Source organism: Pseudomonas sp. CFBP 13710 (genome assembly GCF_014842235.1).
GTDB classification, from domain to species: Bacteria; Pseudomonadota; Gammaproteobacteria; order Pseudomonadales; family Pseudomonadaceae; genus Aquipseudomonas; species Aquipseudomonas baltica.
This window is the reverse complement of record NZ_JACYVJ010000001.1, coordinates 839,855-856,761: the sequence shown is the minus strand read 5'-3', so window position 1 is coordinate 856,761 and position 16,907 is coordinate 839,855. Positions and strand designations below refer to the sequence as shown.

The 16,907-nt window shown below is 64.0% G+C and carries 14 protein-coding genes; 11 read left to right on the top strand and 3 right to left on the bottom strand.

From position 1 onward, the window contains the following. The first annotated feature begins 147 nt into the window (after nt 1-147). From IFT44_RS03665 to IFT44_RS03645, 5 genes are read left to right on the top strand one after another with little or no spacing between them, the layout of a single operon-like run. Entirely contained in the window at nt 148-1,815 is a 1,668-nt protein-coding gene (locus tag IFT44_RS03665; RefSeq protein ID WP_192059761.1) for an ABC transporter substrate-binding protein, read from the top strand. Then, nucleotides 1,812-2,804, top strand: a complete 993-nt coding sequence (locus IFT44_RS03660) for an ABC transporter permease (RefSeq protein WP_192103375.1) — start codon at nt 1,812-1,814, stop codon at nt 2,802-2,804. Before IFT44_RS03665 ends, IFT44_RS03660 begins: the two co-directional genes overlap by 4 nt. Further along, nucleotides 2,801-3,664, top strand: a complete 864-nt coding sequence (locus IFT44_RS03655; RefSeq protein ID WP_192103376.1) for an ABC transporter permease — start codon at nt 2,801-2,803, stop codon at nt 3,662-3,664. Before IFT44_RS03660 ends, IFT44_RS03655 begins: the two co-directional genes overlap by 4 nt. Next, entirely contained in the window at nt 3,661-5,373 is a 1,713-nt protein-coding gene (locus IFT44_RS03650; RefSeq protein ID WP_192175424.1) for a dipeptide ABC transporter ATP-binding protein, read from the top strand. The genes IFT44_RS03655 and IFT44_RS03650 overlap by 4 nt, the downstream gene beginning before the upstream one ends. Nucleotides 5,374-5,419: 46 nt before the next feature. Further along, nucleotides 5,420-6,640 carry an acyl-CoA dehydrogenase family protein gene (locus IFT44_RS03645; protein ID WP_192175423.1) on the top strand — a complete coding sequence of 407 codons (1,221 nt, stop codon included), beginning with the start codon at nt 5,420-5,422 and terminating at the stop codon, nt 6,638-6,640. 157 nt (nt 6,641-6,797) lie between these two features. On the opposite strand, the gene IFT44_RS03640 is transcribed toward IFT44_RS03645, so the two are convergent. Beyond that, nucleotides 6,798-7,898, bottom strand: coding sequence for a sigma-54 interaction domain-containing protein (locus IFT44_RS03640; protein WP_185793169.1), 1,101 nt, complete (start codon nt 7,896-7,898; stop codon nt 6,798-6,800). 473 nt (nt 7,899-8,371) lie between these two features. Here IFT44_RS03640 and IFT44_RS03635 point away from each other — a divergent pair, with 473 nt between their 5' ends. From IFT44_RS03635 to IFT44_RS03620, 4 genes are all read left to right on the top strand, one after another. Then, nucleotides 8,372-9,184 carry an energy transducer TonB gene (locus tag IFT44_RS03635; protein ID WP_192175422.1) on the top strand — a complete coding sequence of 271 codons (813 nt, stop codon included), beginning with the start codon at nt 8,372-8,374 and terminating at the stop codon, nt 9,182-9,184. An 80-nt stretch (nt 9,185-9,264) separates the two neighbouring features. After that, nucleotides 9,265-9,990: a MotA/TolQ/ExbB proton channel family protein gene (locus tag IFT44_RS03630; protein ID WP_122477649.1), complete on the top strand. Its 726-nt coding sequence runs from the start codon at nt 9,265-9,267 to the stop codon at nt 9,988-9,990. A 1-nt stretch (nt 9,991) separates the two neighbouring features. After that, entirely contained in the window at nt 9,992-10,393 is a 402-nt protein-coding gene (locus tag IFT44_RS03625; RefSeq protein ID WP_122477651.1) for an ExbD/TolR family protein, read from the top strand. A 326-nt stretch (nt 10,394-10,719) separates the two neighbouring features. Further along, nucleotides 10,720-11,178: a YfcE family phosphodiesterase gene (locus IFT44_RS03620; protein ID WP_192175421.1), complete on the top strand. Its 459-nt coding sequence runs from the start codon at nt 10,720-10,722 to the stop codon at nt 11,176-11,178. Nucleotides 11,179-11,188: 10 nt separating this feature from the next. Here the strand turns inward: IFT44_RS03620 and lldD are convergent, their stop codons facing one another. Then, the gene (gene lldD / locus IFT44_RS03615) at nt 11,189-12,322 is read right to left on the bottom strand and encodes an FMN-dependent L-lactate dehydrogenase LldD (protein WP_122477655.1); all 1,134 of its coding nucleotides are present in this window, start codon (nt 12,320-12,322) and stop codon (nt 11,189-11,191) included. Between the two features lie 255 nt (nt 12,323-12,577). Between lldD and uvsE the strand changes: the two genes are divergently transcribed. Further along, a complete protein-coding gene (gene uvsE, locus IFT44_RS03610) occupies nt 12,578-13,597 on the top strand; it encodes a UV DNA damage repair endonuclease UvsE (RefSeq protein ID WP_192137351.1) in 1,020 nt (339 codons plus the stop codon). 148 nt (nt 13,598-13,745) lie between these two features. Next, nucleotides 13,746-16,103 carry a glycoside hydrolase family 65 protein gene (locus IFT44_RS03605; RefSeq protein ID WP_192137349.1) on the top strand — a complete coding sequence of 786 codons (2,358 nt, stop codon included), beginning with the start codon at nt 13,746-13,748 and terminating at the stop codon, nt 16,101-16,103. 24 nt (nt 16,104-16,127) lie between these two features. On the opposite strand, the gene IFT44_RS03600 is transcribed toward IFT44_RS03605, so the two are convergent. Further along, complete coding sequence (locus tag IFT44_RS03600; RefSeq protein WP_192137347.1) at nt 16,128-16,826, bottom strand: SOS response-associated peptidase family protein; 699 nt, start codon at nt 16,824-16,826, stop codon at nt 16,128-16,130. Nucleotides 16,827-16,907 lie beyond the last annotated feature (81 nt).

The window sequence follows — 16,907 nt, the reverse complement described above, 5'->3', positions numbered from 1 at the left end:
GCCAGGCAACACCCATTCAACAAAATGCCTCGTCCCTTCATTCACACAGCGCTGGAAAGCCCCGCAACAACGGGGCGGAGCAGTCGGCATGGCTTGTGCAATCACCCCTTGTGAGCTTCAGCATCGACACAAGGCGCAACCCGACCCATGCCAGACATTCATTCGCGTTCCCCCGCAACACCCCCCGCAGGCATCGCGTGGGCCAGCCTGTTGGCCGTCAGCTTGCTGCTGGGCGGTTGCGACAACCATCTCACCAATGCCGCACGCACCGACACCCCCGTCAGCGGCGGCACGTTGATCTATGCCACCGACCGCGAGCCGACCTGCCTGGACCCACATGTAGCCGGCGACATGCCGCAAGTGTTTCTCGCCCAGCAAGTCCTCGATTCACTGGTGTCGATGGATGCCGAAGGTCATATCGGGCCATGGCTGGCGAAAAGCTGGGAGATCTCTCCCGACGGCCTGACCTACACCTTCCACCTGCGCGACGACGTGCGCTTCACCGACGGCACGCCGTTCAACGCCGCGGCGGTGAAGGCCAACCTCGACCACATGGCCAACCCCAAGACCCAGTCGAGCACCGCGGGCGGCTACATCCGTCAATACCAGCGCACCGATGTCCTCGACGGCTACACCGCCCAAGTGCACCTGGCCACACCCTACGCGGCATTCCTGGAAGTGCTGGCGCAAGGTTTTCTCGGCATCGAATCCCCCGAAGCGCTACTGCGCTCGCGTGATGTGAACTGCGAAAGCCCGGTAGGCACCGGCCCCTTCAAGGTGGTGCGCTGGGACCGTCAAAGCCAGGTCGTGCTTGAACGCAACCCGCAGTACAACTCGGCGCCGCCCACGGCCCGGCACCAGGGGCCCGCGTATCTGGAGCGCATCGTCTGGAAGTTCATCCAGGAGCCGTCCGTGCGTTTCGCGTCGCTGCAGGCCGGTGAAGTGGACGTGATCGAAGCGCTGCCACCCGAATCCCACGAAGCGGCGCGGCGCAACCCGGACCTGCAACTGATCATTGCCCAGCGCCCCGGCAACCCCACCAACGGCACCCTGAACATCCGCCGTGCGCCGTTCAACGATATCAAGGTGCGCGAGGCCTTCGTGCGCAGCGCCGACATCGAAGGTGCCTTGAAAAGCGTCTACTTCGGCGAGTTTCCCCGCGCCGGTGGTCCGCTGAGCAACGCCACGCGCTTCTACAGCCCCGACTTCGAACACGCCCAGGATTACCATCCGGCACGTGCGGCACAACTGCTCGACGAAGCCGGCTGGACCGGTCGCGACGAGGACGGCTATCGCCTCAAGGACGGCAAGCGCCTGCAGGTGAGGGTGATCCTCGGCAACCGCACGCCGCCATCGGAATTCACCTTGTGGGAGCAGGTTCAGGCCACCACGCGGCAGGCCGGCATCGAACTGATCATGGAGCAGATGAGCGATGTGCAGGCGACCAAGCGCCAGGCCGATTGGGATTACGACATCCGCGTCGGCTACTGGAATACCAACACCGCCGACGTGCTGCGGATCATCTTCAGCAGCGCGTTCATCCAACCTGCGGGTGTCGGCGGCTATCACCAGAACACCGCAGGCTTCAGCGATCCGCAGTTCGACGATCTGGTGCAACAGGCACTGGCCACTCAGGACGCCAGCCAACGCCAGGCGTTGTACCGCCAGGCGCAAGCCGTTGCCTCCAGCCACTACCTGCAACTGACCACCTACCCGCAAAGCACTCGGCTGGGCATCTACAAGACGACCCAGGGGGTTCGTCTGGAACCCTCGCTGGCCGTGACCTACCTCTATGACGCCTGGGTGAACAAATGACCACGACACGCGTAACCGTCGCGCCGCCGGACCCGCGCCGCCAGCGTTTGCTTCGCCTGGGCCGCCGCGCGGCCGTGCGCCTGGGCGGTGGACTGCTGGTGTTATGGGCGGTCGCGACGCTGACCTTCTTCGCCCTGCGGCTGATGCCGGGCGATCCAGTGCAAGCCATTCTGGGTGGACCCAGCGGCAACCCGACCCCGGAAACCATCGCCGAGGTCACCCGCGAGTACGGCCTGGACCGGCCCCTGGCGGTCCAGTACGGGCTGTATCTGCTGCGCCTGGTGCAGGGCGATCTGGGCGTTTCCTACTCCCAGCACATGCCGGTCACGCGGGTACTGGCCGAGCAGGCCGGGGCAACCCTGGAACTGACGCTCAGCGCGCTGCTGCTGGCGTGGCTGCTGGTGCTGGCCCTGACCGTGTTCAGCGCAGGTCGCCGCAGCTGGGTCGGGCGCCTGGCGTCCCTGGCTGAAACCCTGTGTGCGGCCCTTCCGCATTTCTGGCTGGGCATCGTGCTGCTGGCGGTGTTCGCCTTCGGCCTGCGCCTGTTCCCACCGGCAGGCAGCGACGGCTGGCGGACCCTGGTGCTGCCGACGATAGCGCTGGCGGTACCGCTGGCTGGGTTCATCGGCCAGGTCACCCGCGAATCCCTGGAGCTGACCCTGGAGCAACCCTTCGTGCTGACCGCGCGCACCCGTGGCCTGAGTGACGTGGCGGTGCGCTTCAAGCACGCGCTGCGCCATGCCGTCTTGCCGGGGGTGTCACTGTCGGGCTGGGCGATCGGCGCGCTGATCAGCGGTGCCGTGGTGATCGAAGTGATCTTCTCGCGCAGGGGGCTGGGCCGTCAGTTGTATCAGGCGGTGCAGCTTCAAGACTTGCCGTTGACCATCGGCATCAGCCTGGTCGTAGCCGCCGGTTACGTGCTGGCCAACATTCTCGTCGACCTGGTGTACCAGTGGATCGACCCACGGCAGAAGGAAACCCTGGCATGAGCGATCTGACCCTCGAAAGCCCGGCGCGGCCGCTGCGTAGCCAACGTCGACCGCGTCGGATTCACCTCGGTGCAAGCCTGTCCATCGCCTTCCTGGCGCTGGTGATCGTGGCCGCGCTGGTACCGCAGCTGTTCGCTCACGGCGACCCGCTGGCCATCGTCCCGCGCGACGCCTTTCATCCACCTGGGTGGGCGCATTGGTTCGGTACCGACCAGTCCGGTCGCGACATCTATTCACGGGTGATCCACGGCGCGCGCCTGTCGCTGTTCGTTGGCCTGGCCGCGACGGCCCTGGCGATGAGCATCGCCATTGCCCTCGGTCTGCTGGGCGGCCTGGGCGGGCTGCGCACCGACCGCGGCGTGGGCTGGTTGCTGGAAGTGCTGTTCGCCTTTCCCAGCCTGGTGCTGGCGTTGCTGTTCGTGGCCATCTTCGGCAGCGGTATCGGCCCGCTGATCATCGCCACTGGCCTGGGCGCGGCGCCCGGGTATGCGCGGATGGTCCGTGGCCAGGTGCTGGCAGTGCGCAACGCCGGCTACATCGAAGCGGCGCGCGCCCTGGGCCACCCGACTCGCCGCATCATCCGGCGACAGCTGCTGCCCAACGCCATGCGCCCACTGATCGTGACCCTGACCATGGGCGTCGGTCAGGCCATCGTCTGGGCCTCGGCGTTGAGCTTCCTCGGCCTGGGCGCGCGGCCGCCGACGCCGGAGTGGGGCACCATGCTGTCGATGGGCCGCGACTTCATTGCCAATGCCTGGTGGCTGACGTTTTTCCCCGGGCTTTTCATCGTTCTCACCACCTTGTCGACCACCGTTGCCGGTCGCTATCTGCAACAACGCCTGGAGGGTCGCCTGACATGAGCCACAAGACGCTGATCGTCGAAGGCCTGAGCGTCGAGTTCGCCGGGCAGAGTGTGGTGCGTAACCTGTCGTTCACCTTGCCGCCGGGCAAGACTCTGGCTCTGGTCGGCGAATCCGGATCGGGCAAGAGCGTCACCGCGCGCAGCCTGATCGGCCTGGCCGGGGAGGGCGCGCAGGTGCGGGCACGGCGCCTGCAATACGGCGATCTCGACCTGCTGGCCTTGAGCGACCGCCAGTGGCGTCGGGTGCGCGGCAAGGACATCGGCTTCGTGCTGCAGGATGCCTTGGTTTCGCTCGACCCGCTGCGGCCGGTCGGCAAGGAAATTCTCGAAGTATTGCAGACCCATGGTTGGGGCGACCGTGCCTCCCGTGCCGGGCGGGTGCTGCAACTGCTGGAACGGGTCGGCGTACCGGAACCGGCCCTGCGTGCCCGCCAGCGCTCCGGCGAGTTGTCCGGCGGCCTGCGCCAGCGTGCGTTGATCGCCAGCGCCCTGGCCCTGGATCCCGGGCTGGTGATCGCCGACGAGCCGACCACCGCACTGGACGCTACCGTCCAGGCGCAGATTCTCGGGGTACTGCAGGAGATCAAAGCCCAAGGCAGTTCGTTGTTGGTCATCAGTCACGATCTGGCGGTGGTGGCGCAATTGGCCGACGAGGTACTGGTGCTGCAGCACGGTGAAGTGGTGGAGCAGGGCAGCATGCATCAGGTGCTGACCGCGCCGCGCCATCCCTACACGCGCAGCCTGCTCGATGCGGTGCCGGCCGAGCATGCGCGTGGCACTCGGCTCAGCCCAGGTGAGCGTACCGCCACGATCGCCCGCACGCCGCGCTTCGATCAGCCGGTGCTGTTACACGCCCATGGCCTGGGCAAGCGCTATGTAGGGCCTGATCAGCAGGTGCGCCAGGTGGTCGACGGCGTCGATTTCGAACTGCGTGCCGGCCAGACCCTGGGCATTGTCGGCGAATCCGGTTCGGGCAAGACCACCGTGGCGCGCATGGCCCTGGGGCTGCTCGAGACAGACGATGGCCAGGTGCGTTTCCTCGATCAGCCGTGGAACGGCAGCGCCGACGCACGGGTCGCCGAAAGCCAGCGCCGAGCGCTGCGGCGTGACATCAGCGTGATCTATCAGGACCCGCTCAGTTCGTTCGACCCGCGCTGGAACGTCGGGCAGATTCTTGCCGATACGCTGGACGTGGCCGGCGTCGTCACCGCCGAACAAGCGCCGCACATCCGCCGCCTGCTGCAACAGGTGCGCCTGCCTGCCGAGCTGGCCGCGCGTCGGCCCCTGCAGTTGTCCGGTGGCCAGCGCCAGCGGGTGGCGATTGCCCGCGCCATTGCCAGCAACCCCAAGGTCATCGTCTGCGACGAGCCGGTATCGGCACTGGATGTCTCGGTACAGGCCCAGGTGCTGGATCTGCTCGCTGATCTGCAAGCCGAGCTGGGCCTGGCCTACCTGTTCATTTCCCATGATCTGGGCGTCATCCGCCATGTCAGCGACGAGGTGCTGGTGATGCGCCATGGCCAGGTGGTCGAGCACGCGCCGGTCGAGCAGTTGTTCGAGTCGCCACAGCACCCGTATACGCAACGCTTGCTGGGAGCGGTGCCACGGCTGCCCAGTGCCGGCGTGCCGTTGCAGGTGCCCCCACTGGAACCGGAAAACGCCGTGCTGCTGTTCGATGAATCCCGCTTGTGGAAGATCGCCATCTGAAGGCGTCGCGCTGCTCCTTACACCCATTTCAAGACAGGAACCGTTCATGACTCAAGCTGCGAAAGTCACCCCTTCCACTGCACCCGAAGCGCCGCTGAGCGTGGCACAGTTGCTGGCACGCGCGGAGCAACTGCTGCCGGACATCGCTGCCGGCGCCGCGGCGCGCGAACGTGATCGTCAACTGCCTTACGAGGCCGTCGCGCAGATTGCCCAGGCGTTGCTCTATACCCTGCGTATTCCCGCTCGTTACGGCGGCCCTGGCGGCTCGGTCAAGGACGTCATCGGCCTGCTGGTGCGCATCGCTTCGGCAGATTCCAATGTGGCTCAAGCGCTGCGGCCAGGTTTCGCTTTCATCGAAGGGCTGCTGGTGTCCCGAGCCGAAGGCGCCGAGCAGGAACGTCAGCTCTGGTTCGCCCGTTACCTGCAAGGGGCAGTGCTGGGCAATGCCGGATGGGAGGTAGGCGGTGTCAACGGCGCGATCAGTGCGCGCATCGTGCGCGAAGGCGACCACTACCGCGCCAACGGCAGCAAGTTCTACAGCACCGGTTCGCTGTACGCCGACTGGATCAGCGCGGTGGCGTTGGACGAGCACGACCAGCCCGTGTCGTTCATCCTGCCGCGCGACCGTGAAGGGTTGGTGCTGCTGGATGACTTCGATGCCATGGGCCAACGCTTGACCGCCAGTGGCACGACGCGCCTGGACAACGTGCAGGTGTATGCCCATGAAGTACGCGCACGCACGGTGGAAGAGGGCAAGCGTACGCTGGTGACGCCGTTCCTGCAGTTGTTCCTGGCCTCGGTGCAGGCCGGGATCGCGCGCAATGCGCTGAACGATGCAGTGACATTTGCGCGCAATCATGCGCGTCCGATCAAGCACAGCAGTGCCGCTCAATCGGTGGATGATCCGTATGTTGCGTTGAGCGTGGGCGAGATTTCAGCGCGCGCCTATACTGCCGAGGCGTTGGTGCTCAAGGCTGCCGAAGCGATCGATCGCGCCTGGGGGGCCGGGCTCGACCCGGCGGCGGTGGATGAGGCGGCGATCGAGGTCGCGCAGGCGCAATACATCGCAGCCGAATGCGCGCTAAAGGCGGCGGAACGGGTATTCGATGTGGGCGGTGCCTCCGCCACAGGGCGTGGTCACAACCTGGACCGGCATTGGCGCAATGCCCGCACGGTGGCCAACCACAACCCTCGCGACTGGAAGGCCGCAGCGGTGGGCACCTGGCAGCTCAAGGGCACGCCACCGCCAACCTCGGGATTGTTCTGAAAGACAGTCGACCCGACATCCACCGTAGGAGCGGTCAGCGGCCGCGAAGGCTTCACCGCGCAGTGCCTGCTACACCGCAACGTCCTTTTCGCGGCCGATGACCGCTCCTACGGTTTTCTCTGTATGCAGGAACGGTCAGCGGCCGCGAGTGGCTGGTTCAGATTGACAGCCTGAACACCCGAGCATCGGGCTGATCGGAAACAGCACGCCTTTTGTTCACCGCCAGTTCGCCCATCTTGATCAGCCTGGTGCGGGTCACGTTGCGGCTCAGGCCCAGCAGGTTGGCGGTGTGCACCTGGTTGCAATGGCTGAAGCGATAGGCCGAGCGCAGCAGGGCCTCCTCGACTTTCTCGTGCAGGTCACCGACCTGCTCGTCGAACAGCCGCTGGAACAGCCGATCCAGTGAAGCCTCCACCGAATCGTCCACTGCCGGGCTGTCATCGGCACGTTCGATGCGCATGTTCGACAGGCGCAGGTCGTCGCGCTCGATCACGCCGTTGCGGCAGATCAGCAAGGTGTGGTGAATGACGTTCTCGAGTTCGCGAATATTGCCTGGCCAGCTGTAGTGCAGCAGCTTGTGCTCAGCCTCGGGTGACAGCGTCGCCTGTTTGTAGCCCAGACGCTTGCAGTACACATCGAGGAAGTGCCGGGTCAACGCGATGATATCGCCGGGCCGTTCGCGCAATGGCACCAGCTCCAGGTTGACCACGTCCAGCCGGTAATAAAGATCCTCGCGAAAGTTGCCGGCATTGATGGCTTTTTCCAGCAGCACATTGGTCGCCGCTAATACCCGAACATCAATGGGGATGCTCTTGCGCGAACCCAGGCGTACCACTTCGCGCTCTTGCAGTACGCGCAGCAATTTGACCTGGATGGGCATCGGCAGGTCGCCGATTTCATCGAGAAACAGAGTCCCACCGTTGGCCTCCTCGAACCATCCGGCTTTGGCTGTCAGCGCGCCGGTGAACGCGCCTTTTTCGTGACCGAACAGCTCGGCTTCCACCAGCGACTCGGAAAACGCTCCGCAGTTGACGGCCACGAACGGCTTGTTACGCCGCCCACTGAGGTTGTGGATATGGCGCGCGACCAGCTCTTTGCCGGTGCCGGTTTCACCGATGATCAGCACGCTCGCCTCGCTGGGCGCGACTTGCTCCAGATGCGCCAGCAAGGCCCTGGACTTCGGGTCTTCGAACACCTGGGCAGTGGCGCGAATGGAGGTGGCGAGGGCGGGCGATGGGGGAAGTGTCAAAAGCTGCATGGCGGCGCCTTCAAAGTGCAGGGTAAAAAGAATGAGTCGATCTAAAGCCACATCTGCGCTGCCTGGGCAGCCACTGCGACACTGAAGGGGATACTAAAGGATATAAAAAATGATCGTTAAATACCTTATGAGCATTAGCTTATGTCGTGACGTAAAAAACGTGACGGTCCGTCGATGCACCTGCTCGGCTTGCAAGGTCGTTGTCGGTAAAGCGCAACTGGTTAATTCTGCTGGAGAAATGAATATTTCTCGAATCAACCCGTTGTTGCCTGCGCAACAGCTAAGTTGTTCAGCTGTTCTGCAGTCAACAGTGAATTGCACGCGCTAAATCACAAACTTTCCCTTATGCCAGATAGGCAGTTTGGGATAACAAACAATTACTTTTCGAACCCGTCGAGTTTGACCATCATTCGCCCGCCGAAGAGGCCGATTGGACTTGTCTCTTCACGATCACCCGTCAACAGGAGTAACTGATGAATAACCTCAAGGCCGCCCTGGAGGTGCGGTGGCATCCGGTACCCGGCGATGTGCTCGACCTGGGCCGGGTGTTCCGCGAGCCCTTGGGCGAGCTGCGTCTGCAACGTGCGCCGAAGCGTATCCTCGGTCGTCGCGAGGGCGTGCTGCTGGGGGTGTTCGCGCTGGTGCTGCATGGGGCGGTGATCTATTGGATCAGTCAGACCCCGACACCGGTGCTGCCTACAGTGCCGCCGGAAATTCCACCCATGACGATCGAGTTTTCGCAGCCAGCGCCACCGCCGGTGGTGGAGACGCCGCCGCCACCGCCCGAACCGGTCGCACCGGTTGTCGAGCCGCCACCGCCTGTCGAGGATGAACTGGCGGCCAAGCCAGCACCACCGCCGCCGCCCAAGCCCAAACCCCAGCCCGTGGTCAAGAAACCGGTGCCAAAGCCTGTGCCCAAACCGGTCGTGCAACCGCCTGCGCCGCCGCAACCCGTGGCCGCACCGACGCCGCCCACGCCGCCTGCACCCCCTGCGCCGCAACCGGTGACACCGGCCTCGGCCAATGCCGGCTACCTGCACAATCCGGCGCCTGAATATCCGGCCCTGGCCATGCGCCGCAACTGGGAAGGGACCGTGCTATTGCGCGTTCACGTGCTGGCCAGCGGCAAGCCCAGCGAGGTTCAGGTACAGACCAGCAGTGGTCGCACCCAGTTGGACGACGCTGCGCTGGCAGCGGTGAAACGCTGGAGCTTCGTCCCGGCCAAACGGGGCTCCGACCCAGTCGACGGCTGGGTCAGTGTGCCGATCGATTTCAAACTGCGCTGAACAACTTTTCTTGCACCAAGCGGGCTACCTGACCAAAGGCGCGTCGCATTACTTATTGCCTTGCCACAGAGAGCCTCACCATGAATCTTCTGACAGAATCGCCATTCACTTCCGTCGAGCACTCGGTCATCTGGCTGCTCATCCTGTTCTCCGTTGCCACCTGGGGCCTGGCCTTGCTCAAAGGGCTGCAGTTCGCCCGGCTCAAGGGCCAGGATCGCAAGTTTCACAAGCAGTTCTGGGCCGCTTCCAGCCTCGATTCGGCCGCCCACCTGGCGCAGGAACAACCCGGTGCAGCGGCCCGTGTCGCGCAGTCGGGCTATGCCGCCATTCAGGTCAACGAGCAGGCGCACACCGATCTGAGCCAGGCCATCAATCATCAGGATCGGCTGGAGCGTGCCCTGCGTCAGCAAATCGTGCGTGAGCGGCGCTCGCTGGAGACTGGCCTTGCGGTACTGGCCAGCATCGGCAGCACCTCGCCTTTCATCGGCTTGTTCGGCACGGTGTGGGGGATCATGTCGGCGCTCAAGGGCATCAGCGCAGCCGGTTCGGCCAGTCTGGAAACCGTGGCAGGTCCCATCGGCGCAGCCTTGGTGGCGACCGGCGTGGGGATTGCCGTCGCGGTGCCGGCGGTGCTGGTCTACAACTATTTCCTGCGGCGCCTGAAGCTGACCGCGGCAGACCTCGATGACTTCGCCCATGACTTCTACAGCCTGGCGCAGAAGCACTCCTTCCGCGTACTGCAACATCCGGCGTTGGCTCGCAGTGGTGCTGCGGCTTCCGGCCACAAAGTGAAGGAGGCATCCTGACATGGCCTTTTCGACTCAGGACACGGACGAAGTGCTCAGCGAGATCAACGTGACGCCGCTGGTGGATGTCATGCTGGTGTTGTTGGTGGTGTTCATCGTCACCGCGCCGTTGCTGACCAATTCGATCCCGATCAACCTGCCCAAGACCGAAGCGGTGGCGCCTGCCGAGCAGAAGGATCCGCTGGTGGTCAGCATCGACGGGCAGGGGAAGCTGTTCATCAACAAGGACGAAATCCAGCCGGACCTGCTTCAGGTCAACCTGCAGAACGCCCGGCAGAAGGATCCTGATGTGCGGGTGCAGCTGCAGGCCGATGACGGCGTCAACTACGGCGAAGTGGCGCGGGCCATGGCCTCCATCGAAAAGGCGGGCATCACTAAATTGGCGGTGATCACAGCCAAGTAGCGTTATCGCCCTGTACCTGACACACCGCAGCGCCTGTTCGCGGTCACTGACCGCTCCTACGGAAGTGTCGGATCCCCCGTAGGAGCGGTCAGCGGCCGCGAAGGGCTGAACGCAGGATACCTGACCCACCGCAGCGTCTGTTCGCGACCACTGGCCGCTCCTACAGAGGTATTGGGTCCCCCGTAGGAGCGGTCACCGGCCGCGAAGGGTTCACCGCTCAGTAGTGGCAGGATTGCGGTAGGTTTTGCGGTCGATGGATGATCTTGGGGGAACCTGCCCAGGTAGATCACAGTCCAGATCCGCACAGCTCACCTAGGATATCGACAGTGAAAGTAGGCATCATTTCCGACACGCACGGCCTGTTGCGGCCCGAAGCGGTGGCGGCATTGCAGGGCTGCGAGCGCATCGTTCATGCCGGCGATATCGGCAAGGGCGACATCGTCCAGCAACTCTCCGCGATTGCCCCGGTGCAAGTGGTGTCGGGTAACAACGACGTCGGCATGGCCTGGGCCGACTCGCTCGCCGAGGTACTGCATTTCGAGCTAGAAGGCTGGCCCACCTTGTTGGTACACGACATCGCCGATGTACCCGCGGCGCTGCGCGAAGACACACGCCTGGTCATCACCGGTCATTCGCACAAACCGCTGATCCAGTGGCGCGGCGAGTGCCTGTACATCAACCCCGGCAGTGCCGGCCGTCGCCGCTTCAAGCTGCCCGTCACGCTGATGGTGCTCGACGTCCAGCCCGACGCGGTGCACCCGCAACTGGTCCACCTGCTGCCGTGATGCCTATCGCTCAACGCACCAGCGAATCCGAACCGATCTCGCTGATCGACTTGGCCCCGGTCAGCACCATGGCCACCCGCATCTCCTTCTCGATCAATCCCAGCAGATTGCTCACACCCGCGCCCCCGGCCACCGCCAGGGCGTAGATGAATGCCCGACCCAGCAGCACCGTGTCGGCCCCCAGCGCGATCATCCGTACCACGTCCAGCCCGCTGCGAATCCCCGAATCGGCCAGGATTGCCAGATCGCCCTTCACCGCATCGGCAATCGCCGGCAAGGCCCGTGCGCTGGACAGCACGCCGTCGAGCTGACGCCCGCCATGGTTGGACACCACGATACCGTCGGCACCGAAGCTCACGGCGTCGCGTGCGTCCTCGGGATCCAGAATGCCCTTGATGATCATCGGCCCGTCCCAGAACTCACGAATCCACTCCAGATCCTTCCAGGAAATCGACGGATCGAAGTTGCTCCCCAGCCAACCGATGTAGTCGGCAAGCCCGGTGGGATTGCCGCGGTAGGTGGAAATATTGCCCAGATCGTGCGGACGACCGTGCAGGCCAACGTCCCAGGCCCACGCCGGGTGCGTGACGGCCTGCCACATGCGCCGCATCGGCCCGTTGGCGCCGCTCATGCCCGAGTGCGCATCGCGGTAGCGAGCGCCGGGCACCGGCATGTCCACGGTGAAGATCAGCGTCTTCACCCCGGCGGCGCGGGCGCGCTCCAGGGCGTTCTTCATGAAGCCGCGGTCCTTGAGCACATACAGCTGAAACCACATCGGCCGGGTAATGGCCGGTGCGACCTCTTCGATGGGGCAGACCGATACCGTCGACAGGGTGAACGGAATGCCCTTGGCATCCGCCGCCTTGGCCGCCTGCACCTCGCCACGACGGGCGAACATGCCGCACAGGCCGATGGGCGCAAGCGCCACCGGCATGGCCAGAGTCTCGCCGAACAGCTGGGTTTCCAGGCTCAGCTCGGACATGTTGCGCAGCACCCGCTGACGCAGGGCGATGTCCGCCAGGTCACTGACGTTGCGTCGCAAGGTGTGCTCGGCGTAAGCGCCGCCGTCGATATAGTGGAACAGGAACGGCGGCAAGCGGCGCTGCGCCGCGGCGCGATAATCGGTAGAGGCAGAAATGATCATGGGCGCGCCATCTCCCGGACGTGAAGAACGGCGCAGACTGAACTGTTCGTTGGCATGGGTCGGATTCCCTGATTGTTGTTGGAGATCTGCCGGGAGCAAGCTGAATTGGTAATACCAATTTACAATGTATTGGCTACAGATTAAGAGTGGCACAGGGCGTCTGTCAATTTGCCCGGCTGTGTAGCGGTAAGGAGAGAGGAACGCTGGCTGCGGTTGTCTATGACCTACCTACTTGAATGCCAGGCTCTTATTCGAATGAACACTCCCCGCATCGGCTTCGCCTGCCAATACCGACACGCGATCCGCGCCCTGACCCTCGCCGAATTGAAGCTCATCGAGGGCGCCTACAACCCCCGCACCACCACCTTGCGCTGGATGAACAGCGTCGCCACGCAAGTGGCTCACGAAAAGCTTCAAGAGGTCGTCCGCCACAACCTGCAGGCGCAACTGCAACTGCTCGACTATGTGGCGCAACTGCCCGAAGCCATGCGCATGCTGCGCCTGAGCAGCGACCTGCTGCCGTTCTACAGCCACCCGCAGGTGGCGGCGTTCTACCAGCAGCCCGAGCGCCAGGCGTGGCTGGCCGAACGCTTCGCGGCCATGGGCCAGTTGGCACGCGATTCAGGCATCCGCCTGTCTTTCCATCCCGGCCAGTTCTGCGTGCTGGGCTCGGACAAGCCACCGGTGGTGGAAAACAGCCTGGCGGAATTCGAGTACCACGCCGACATGATCCGCATGATGGGTTACGGTGTGCAGTTCCAGGACTTCAAGTGCAACGTGCACATCGCCGGTCGCCTTGGCGCCGAAGGCATCCGCGCGATCTGGCCGCGCTTGTCCAGCGTGGCGCGCCACTGCATCACCTTCGAGAACGAAGAGAAAACCTACGGCGTCGACGACTGTTTGCAGCTCGCCGACTTGGCGCCCGTGGTGCTGGATATCCACCACTGCTGGATCAACGAGAACGACTACATCGACCCGAACGATCCCCGCGTGGACCGCATCATCGACAGCTGGCGCGGCGTGCGCCCGGTGATGCATTACTCGCAGCCCCAGGAGCGCCTGCAGGAACTGGGCTTCAGCGCCGAGCAGAAGCTGGAGATGCAAACGCTGCTGCAGGTGGTGTCCAAGCGCGACCTGTATGGCCACAGCGAGCTTATGTGGAACCACTGGACCAACCTCTACGCGCTGCAGTTTCTCGAGCGCTTCGACATCATGTTCGAGGCCAAGCACAAGAATCAGGCCACCCTGGAGTTCCATCGGCGTTACATGATGTAACCACTGCGCACCCCCCAAGAGGCCGAACCTAGAGCCTCGGCATGGGTCTGCATTGAGGACTATCGACGCCTGCACACTCGAGGAATCCTTGCATGACGCTTACGCCGGTTACCGCTCTCGCCCCGTTGCACGCTCGTGGGCAACGCCCATGAAGGATCGCCCGACCCATTCCCTGGCCTTCGACCATTTCGACCTCGACGACGAACAGCGCCGCGAAGCGCTGTTCACCCTGGCCAACGGCGTGATCTCGTGGCGCGCCTGTTCGCCCGAGGCCTGCGCCGTGCCACAGCCCGAAGGGCATTACCCCGGCCTGTACCGGGCGGGCTGGTACGACGATGCCGCACGCCAGGTCAACGGCACCACCACCCATACCGCGGCGTTGGTCAACCTGCCAGACCCCTTCGGCTTGACGCTGTCGCTCAATCACCAGCCGTGGTTAGAGCTTGGGCCGGACACCCTGCAGTCCTATCACCAGCATGTCGACATGCAGCGCGGTGTTCTGACCCGTCGGCTGTCGTTGCTGCTGGACGATGTTCCGGTCGAACTCGTCGAGACCCGTTTCGTCAGCCTCGCCAATGCACAACTGGCGGTGCTGCGCTGGGAGCTGCGTGCCCAGAAACCGCTGACCGGCCTGCGCGTGCGTACGACGCTGGACAACAGCCGCAGCAATTATCTGATCGAACGCGACCGTGACTACGAAGGGCGCCGTTTGCACAGCCATCGCTGGGAACACCTGGTAGATGGTCGGGCAGGGGTCGTGGCGACCCTCGATGACTCGTCGCGCAAGGTCGCCGTGGCCGTGCAGACCTGCGCCCCGTGCCAGTGGCAGGGGCAAGTGGCGGACGACCGTCTGGTGCAGGAAGCTGATGTCGAGTGGCCCGAGCACGGCCCGCTGGTACTGGAAAAGCGTGTCATCGTTCAAGTCGACGACGAGTTTCACGGACTGTCGAGCAGCATGGCGGCACTGCCCGACGCCAGCCATGCGCAATTGCTGGCTGCCCATGAGCAGGCGTGGCAGGACACGTGGGAATACGGGCGCATCCGCGTTGCCGATCCGGCTGTCGACCACCCCCTGCAGTTCGCCGGCTGGCATATCCAGCAGACGGTTTCTCCACTGAGCATGAGCCATGACCTGGGGTTTCCGGCGCGCGGCTGGCAGGAGGGCTACTTCGGCCAGGTGTTCTGGGACGAGCTGTTCGCCTTTCCGTTGTTCGCCACCCACCGTCCGCAGCTGGCCAGCTCGTTGCTCGACTATCGCCATGCGCGTCTGCCGGCAGCGCGGCGCCGGGCCGCTCGGCTGGGCTGTTCCGGCGCAATGTTTCCGTGGCGCAGCGCCCACGATGGCGAGGAACAGACCCCGCCGTTCCAGTACTACCCACTTTCCGGCCATTGGGTGCCCGACCCGACGCACCTGCAGCGTCACATCGGCTCGGCCGTGGCCTATGACGCCTGGACGCTGTACCTGGCCACCGGTGACGAACAGCAACTGGCCGGAAAGATCGGCGACCTGATCATCGAGGTCGCGCGCTACTGGGCCAGCGTGGCGCGCTTCGACGAATCCCGGCAGCGCTACGTCATCGAAGGCGTGATCGGCCCCGACGAATACCACAACGCCTATCCCCATGCCGAGCAACCGGGCCTGGACAACAACGCCTACACCAACCTGATGGCAGTGTGGACGCTGTGCCGTGCACTGGACGTGCTGCAGCGATTGCCGACGGCGCTGCGCGAAGACCTCGTCGAACGCCTGGCACTGCGTCCCGACGAGGCATCGCACTGGGAACATGTCAGCCGCAACATGTTCTTGCCATTCACTGCCGACGGTGTGCTCGACCAATTCGAGGGCTTCGAACGATTGCAGCCCGCCCCGGATGAGTGGAAAAGCGAGGACAACCCACGCCTGGACTGGATGCTCGAAGCCCGCGGTGATCATTGCGACCACTATCAGGTCAGCAAGCAGGCCGACACCCTCATGCTGTTCTACCTGTTGTCCAATGAGCAGTTGCACGCCCTGTTCGCCCGCTTGCGCTACCCGTTCGACGACGACATCGCGCGGCGCACCATGGACTATCACCTGGGCCACGTCTTTCATGAGTCGAGCCTGTCTAAAACCGTCTGCGCCGGTGCGCTGGCTCATACCGACAGTGATGCCTCGTGGATGTACTACCAGCACTGCCTGCGCACCGATCTGGACGCCAAGCCCGACAGCGGCGTGCGCGAAGGCGTCCACCTGGCAGCCATGTCCGGCGCCTTGGACGTCATGCAGCGACATTACCTGGGTGTGTGTCCGGCCGTGGAAGGGCTGCGGGTGTTCCCGGCGCCACCGCCCGGTCTGGGCGACGTCAGCCTGGCAGTGCAGTTTCATGGGCAGTGGGTGGATGTGACGCGTATCGATGAAGTGATCACCGTGCACTTGCGTGAGTTGTCGACCCGAGCAATCACCTTGATCCACGCGCTGGGCACGGAACAGCTCGACCCCGGCTCGTCGGTCAACGTCAGCGGCTGAGTTCAGCAGGCGGCGAGCACGGCATCAGGACGCCTCATCAATGGGCGCAATCAGCTCCGCACCCTGGTTGCGCACATTGCCAACGGCCTTGCTCACCGTATGCCATCGGAAGTCGGCCACCGGCCGGCCTTCATGCTGGGCGATCTCCAGACTGCGCTCGGCACTCACGTCGGCTTCCAGCCATTCCCGCGCCTGCTCCGGTGCCAGCACCACGGGGCGGCGATCGTGGATATCGACCATGCCTTCATTGCTGGCATCGGTGATGATCACGAAGCCATCACCTTCACCAGGCTCAAGCCCAGGCGTGACCTGCGCCAGGGCGGCGAAGAACATCGGCGTCTCGTCCGCAAGATGAATGAACCACGGCTGCTTCTTTTTCGGGTCGTCGGCATCCTTGACCCACTCGTACCAGCCGTTGGCCGGCACCAACACACGCCCATTGGGCCACAGTTGCTTGAAGAACTTGCCGGTGGCCACGGTTTCGACCCGGGCGTTGATCGGGGCAGGGCGCTTGCCCTGAGCCCAGAACGGCGCCCAGCCCCATTTCACCGAATCGATCAGCAAGCCTTGCTCAGTACCCTGCAGTACCAGGGCGCGCTGCGTCGGCGCAATGTTGTAGCGTGCCTGCGGCTGTGGGTCGACATAGCTGATGACCTGCTGACGCGGGGCCAACTCGCGCAGATAGACCTCCATCGCTTCGTACATCGAGTAGCGACCACACATGGTGTTCTCCGTCAGATTGTCGCGGTCTTTGGTTGACCTCGAGGTTCTTACAAAGTTAACTGTATATTCGTACAGTATCAA

Coding starts and splice junctions, on each gene's coding strand:
- IFT44_RS03665 (WP_192059761.1), top strand. CDS start 148: ATGCCAGACATTCATTCGCGTTCCCCCGCAACACCCCCCGCAGGCATC.
- IFT44_RS03660 (WP_192103375.1), top strand. CDS start 1,812: ATGACCACGACACGCGTAACCGTCGCGCCGCCGGACCCGCGCCGCCAG.
- IFT44_RS03655 (WP_192103376.1), top strand. CDS start 2,801: ATGAGCGATCTGACCCTCGAAAGCCCGGCGCGGCCGCTGCGTAGCCAA.
- IFT44_RS03650 (WP_192175424.1), top strand. CDS start 3,661: ATGAGCCACAAGACGCTGATCGTCGAAGGCCTGAGCGTCGAGTTCGCC.
- IFT44_RS03645 (WP_192175423.1), top strand. CDS start 5,420: ATGACTCAAGCTGCGAAAGTCACCCCTTCCACTGCACCCGAAGCGCCG.
- IFT44_RS03640 (WP_185793169.1), bottom strand. CDS start 7,898: ATGCAGCTTTTGACACTTCCCCCATCGCCCGCCCTCGCCACCTCCATT.
- IFT44_RS03635 (WP_192175422.1), top strand. CDS start 8,372: ATGAATAACCTCAAGGCCGCCCTGGAGGTGCGGTGGCATCCGGTACCC.
- IFT44_RS03630 (WP_122477649.1), top strand. CDS start 9,265: ATGAATCTTCTGACAGAATCGCCATTCACTTCCGTCGAGCACTCGGTC.
- IFT44_RS03625 (WP_122477651.1), top strand. CDS start 9,992: ATGGCCTTTTCGACTCAGGACACGGACGAAGTGCTCAGCGAGATCAAC.
- lldD (WP_122477655.1), bottom strand. CDS start 12,322: ATGATCATTTCTGCCTCTACCGATTATCGCGCCGCGGCGCAGCGCCGC.
- uvsE (WP_192137351.1), top strand. CDS start 12,578: ATGAACACTCCCCGCATCGGCTTCGCCTGCCAATACCGACACGCGATC.
- IFT44_RS03605 (WP_192137349.1), top strand. CDS start 13,746: ATGAAGGATCGCCCGACCCATTCCCTGGCCTTCGACCATTTCGACCTC.
- IFT44_RS03600 (WP_192137347.1), bottom strand. CDS start 16,826: ATGTGTGGTCGCTACTCGATGTACGAAGCGATGGAGGTCTATCTGCGC.